At 50.9% G+C, this 5,000-nt stretch carries 4 rRNA genes (2 of these 4 only partly in view); all 4 read right to left on the bottom strand.

Going from position 1 to position 5,000, the window contains the following annotated elements:
* Positions 1–602 (bottom strand): 23S ribosomal RNA (locus tag NST84_RS00070); it reaches 2,324 nt to the left of the window's first position.
* A 294-nt stretch (positions 603–896) separates the two neighbouring features.
* Positions 897–2,444, bottom strand: a 16S ribosomal RNA gene (locus NST84_RS00065).
* A gap of 791 nt (positions 2,445–3,235) precedes the next feature.
* A 5S ribosomal RNA gene (rrf, locus tag NST84_RS00060) occupies positions 3,236–3,352 on the bottom strand.
* Positions 3,353–3,429: 77 nt separating this feature from the next.
* Positions 3,430–5,000: ribosomal RNA gene (locus tag NST84_RS00055) — 23S ribosomal RNA — on the bottom strand (it continues 1,356 nt past the right edge of the window).
* Together the 16S, 23S and 5S rRNA genes form the textbook arrangement of a ribosomal RNA operon.

Raw genomic sequence — 5,000 nt, 5'->3', positions numbered from 1 at the left:
ATCACCCATAAAACGGGCTCTGACTTTTTGTAAGCACACGGTTTCAGGTTCTATTTCACTCCCCTTCCGGGGTGCTTTTCACCTTTCCCTCACGGTACTGTTTCACTATCGGTCGCCAGGTAGTATTTAGCCTTGACAGATGGTCCTGCCGGATTCATACGGGGTTTCACGTGCCCCGCACTACTCGGGATCCGTCTCGGAGAGAACACAGTTTAGGCTACAGGGCTTTTACCTCTATCGCGGGCCTTTCCAGACCTCTTCGCCTACCATATTCCTTTGTAACTCCATGTGAGACGTCCCACAACCCCAAGGAGCAAGCCCCCTGGTTTAGGCTGTTCCGCGTTCGCTCGCCGCTACTGACGGAATCACTATTGTTTTCTCTTCCTCAGGGTACTTAGATGTTTCAGTTCCCCTGGTCTGCCTCTGCACACCCTATGTATTCAGATGTGAGTAACTGCGAATTACCACAGCTGGGTTTCCCCATTCGGACACCCCCGGATCAAAGCTTGCTTACAGCTCCCCGAGGCAGTTTCGTTGTTCGCCACGTCCTTCGTCGGCTCCTGGCGCCTAGGCATCCTCCGTGTGCTCTTATTAGCTTAACCTCGATTTTCTCCGGAGGAGAAATATCGGACCATTGAATAAATTCAAGATCGTCATTTCCTTCGCAGAAAAATTCGCATCAACTAATAACTATTTCAACTTGCTTACACAAGTTTCAGCTAAAAGATGTTCTAAAACGCAAATTCGTTTCGGTATCCAGTTTTCAAGGATCAAGGTACTGCTGAGAGCTTAAACTCTCAAAACTGACCAACGAGTGAGTAACAGGCCTAAACCTGAGTTTTGGAAGCTTAGCTTCCGATTTGAATGTCACCGTTGCAGGTGACGATTCTCCATAGAAAGGAGGTGATCCAGCCGCACCTTCCGATACGGCTACCTTGTTACGACTTCACCCCAATCATCTACCCCACCTTCGGCGGCTGGCTCCCTTGCGGGTTACCCCACCGACTTCGGGTGTTGTAAACTCTCGTGGTGTGACGGGCGGTGTGTACAAGACCCGGGAACGTATTCACCGCGGCATGCTGATCCGCGATTACTAGCAATTCCGACTTCATGCAGGCGAGTTGCAGCCTGCAATCCGAACTGAGACCAGCTTTGCTGGGATTGGCTCCACCTCGCGGCTTCGCTTCCCGTTGTACTGGCCATTGTAGTACGTGTGTAGCCCAGGTCATAAGGGGCATGATGATTTGACGTCATCCCCACCTTCCTCCGGTTTGTCACCGGCAGTCACTCTAGAGTGCCCAGCTTAACCTGCTGGCAACTAAAGTCAAGGGTTGCGCTCGTTGCGGGACTTAACCCAACATCTCACGACACGAGCTGACGACAACCATGCACCACCTGTCTCCGATGCTCCGAAGAGGGGCACTATCTCTAATGCTTTCATCGGGATGTCAAGACCTGGTAAGGTTCTTCGCGTTGCTTCGAATTAAACCACATACTCCACTGCTTGTGCGGGTCCCCGTCAATTCCTTTGAGTTTCAGTCTTGCGACCGTACTCCCCAGGCGGAGTGCTTACTGTGTTAACTTCGGCACCAAGGGTATCGAAACCCCTAACACCTAGCACTCATCGTTTACGGCGTGGACTACCAGGGTATCTAATCCTGTTTGCTCCCCACGCTTTCGCGCCTCAGCGTCAGTTACAGCCCAGAAAGTCGCCTTCGCCACTGGTGTTCCTCCACATCTCTACGCATTTCACCGCTACACGTGGAATTCCACTTTCCTCTTCTGTACTCAAGCCACCCAGTTTCCAGTGCGACCTCAGGTTGAGCCCAAGGTTTAAACACCAGACTTAAATAGCCGCCTGCGCGCGCTTTACGCCCAATAATTCCGGACAACGCTTGCCCCCTACGTATTACCGCGGCTGCTGGCACGTAGTTAGCCGGGGCTTTCTTCTCAGGTACCGTCACTCCGGTAGCAGTTACTCTACCGGACGTTCTTCCCTGGCAACAGAGCTTTACGATCCGAAAACCTTCATCACTCACGCGGCGTTGCTCCGTCAGGCTTTCGCCCATTGCGGAAGATTCCCTACTGCTGCCTCCCGTAGGAGTCTGGGCCGTGTCTCAGTCCCAGTGTGGCCGTTCACCCTCTCAGGTCGGCTACGCATCGTCGCCTTGGTGAGCCGTTACCCCACCAACTAGCTAATGCGCCGCAGGCCCATCCCTTACCAGCAGATTGCTCCGCCTTTCATTCTCTCCTCATGCGAAAAGAGAAATTATCCGGTATTAGCTACCGTTTCCGGTAGTTATCCCAGACTAAGGGGCAGGTTGCCTACGTGTTACTCACCCGTCCGCCGCTAAGCTTACCCCGAAGGATAAGCTCCGCTCGACTTGCATGTATTAGGCACGCCGCCAGCGTTCGTCCTGAGCCAGGATCAAACTCTCCAATAAGGTTTTTCCGAACAGCTACTTCACCCGAATGACTCCGAGGAAATAACCATCCGAAAACTATCGAAAAGAGCGATTGCTCATTTTGAAACATCTGACGAGAATTTACATTCTCTACTTTGGATCTCACCGAAGTGATTTCCGATACTCACTCGTTGTTCAGTTTTCAAAGATCAAGCTCGTTGTTGACTTCGATGTTCTCGTCGTCAGCAACTCTTATACTATATCACATCCAGCCGTTCGATGCAAGCTCTTTTTTTAATTTCTTTTTCCGAGCTTGGCGTCTTGCTTTTCAGCATTTCTTGGCCAGAAATAGAATATATCATGTATAGATATTTAATGCAAGCATTATTTTAATTTTGCTTTGTAGACCTTCGGCTGCTTAAGCAAACACCTAAGCTCACTCTATTATACATCAGCAGCTCCACCGTAACCAAGGCCATTATCGCAGGCCGGATGGGTTAAACCTCATTTTACTATTAAAATTGATCCTGGTCTGATTTAGTTTCCATTAAGTTAAAATAGATATTTCAATCTGTGCAGATCCTCAGTTCCTGCCTAAGTTTAACTGAACCCTAATACTAAAATGATTGCTTTTATTTCGTAATAAACCAATTGACAAGTAACAATTATAATTAGTTGAAGGGTATTTATGCATCTTCTCAGTAAAGTCTCAAGCTAGTTAATGAAAAAACACCTCTATTTAACAAGCTCAAAAACTAAAGCCAAACTTAAACTATTTGTGTAACTCTGAACAAAACAAAAAACACCCCTTTGAGGGATGCTTTGTTTGTGCTTGGCGGCGTCCTACTCTCCCAGGACCCTTCGGTCCAAGTACCATCGGCGCTGGAAGGCTTAACGGTCGTGTTCGGGATGGGTACGCGTGGAACCCTTCCGCTATCGCCACCAAACGGGCATTTACAGCGTAAATGCTTCAGGAACTTGATTCCTGAAAACTGAATCCGAAACGAATCTGCGTTTATAGATATTGGATAAGCCCTCGACCGATTAGTATTGGTCAGCTCCATGCATTGCTGCACTTCCACCTCCAACCTATCTACCTCGTCGTCTTCAAGGGGTCTTACATACTGGGAAATCTCATCTTGAGGGGGGCTTCACGCTTAGATGCTTTCAGCGCTTATCCCGTCCGTACGTAGCTACCCAGCCATGCTCCTGGCGGAACAACTGGTGCACCAGCGGTACGTCCATCCCGGTCCTCTCGTACTAAGGACAGCTCCTCTCAAATTTCCTGCGCCCACGACAGATAGGGACCGAACTGTCTCACGACGTTCTGAACCCAGCTCGCGTACCGCTTTAATGGGCGAACAGCCCAACCCTTGGGACCTACTTCAGCCCCAGGATGCGATGAGCCGACATCGAGGTGCCAAACCTCCCCGTCGATGTGGACTCTTGGGGGAGATAAGCCTGTTATCCCCAGGGTAGCTTTTATCCGTTGAGCGATGGCCCTTCCATGCGGTACCACCGGATCACTAAGTCCGACTTTCGTCCCTGCTCGACTTGTAGGTCTCGCAGTCAAGCTCCCTTATGCCTTTGCACTCTTCGAATGATTTCCAACCATTCTGAGGGAACCTTTGAACGCCTCCGTTACTCTTTAGGAGGCGACCGCCCCAGTCAAACTGCCCGCCTGACACGGTCCCCGTACCCGTTTAGGGTACCAGGTTAGAACCTAGATACGATCAGGGTGGTATCCCAACGGCGCCTCCACAGAAGCTTGCGCTCCTGTTTCTACGGCTCCCACCTATCCTGTACAGATCGTACCCAAATTCAATATCAAGCTGCAGTAAAGCTCCATGGGGTCTTTCCGTCTTGTCGCGGGTAACCTGCATCTTCACAGGTATTAAAATTTCACCGGATCTCTCGTTGAGACAGCGCCCAAGTCGTTACGCCATTCGTGCGGGTCAGAATTTACCTGACAAGGAATTTCGCTACCTTAGGACCGTTATAGTTACGGCCGCCGTTTACTGGGGCTTCGGTTCATAGCTTCGGGTTGCCCCTAACCACTCCCCTTAACCTTCCAGCACCGGGCAGGCGTCAGCCCGTATACTTCGCCTTGCGGCTTCGCACAGACCTGTGTTTTTGCTAAACAGTCGCTTGGGCCTTTTCACTGCGGCCCCCTCGGGCTATTCACCCTACCGAGGCACCCCTTCTCCCGAAGTTACGGGGTCATTTTGCCGAGTTCCTTAACGAGAGTTCTTCCGCGCGCCTTAGAATTCTCTTCTCGCCTACCTGTGTCGGTTTGCGGTACGGGCACCTTCTCCTGGCTAGAGGCTTTTCTTGGCAGTGTGAGATCATGACCTTCGCTACTATAATTTTCGCTCCCCATCACAGCCCAGCCTTAACGATGTGCGGATTTGCCTACACATCAGCCTCACTGCTTAGACGGACATCCATCAGTCCGCGTCACTACCCTCCTGCGTCACCCCATCGCTCATAGCGGATTACGGTGGTACAGTAATTTCAAACTGTTGTCCTTCGACTACGCCTGTCGGCCTCGCCTTAGGTCCCGACTTACCCTGAGCGGACGAGCCTTCCTCAGGA

The organism is Paenibacillus sp. FSL R7-0345, assembly GCF_038595055.1.
Taxonomy (GTDB): Bacteria; Bacillota; Bacilli; order Paenibacillales; family Paenibacillaceae; genus Paenibacillus_AQ.
This window is presented reverse-complemented; position numbering and strand designations above follow the sequence as displayed.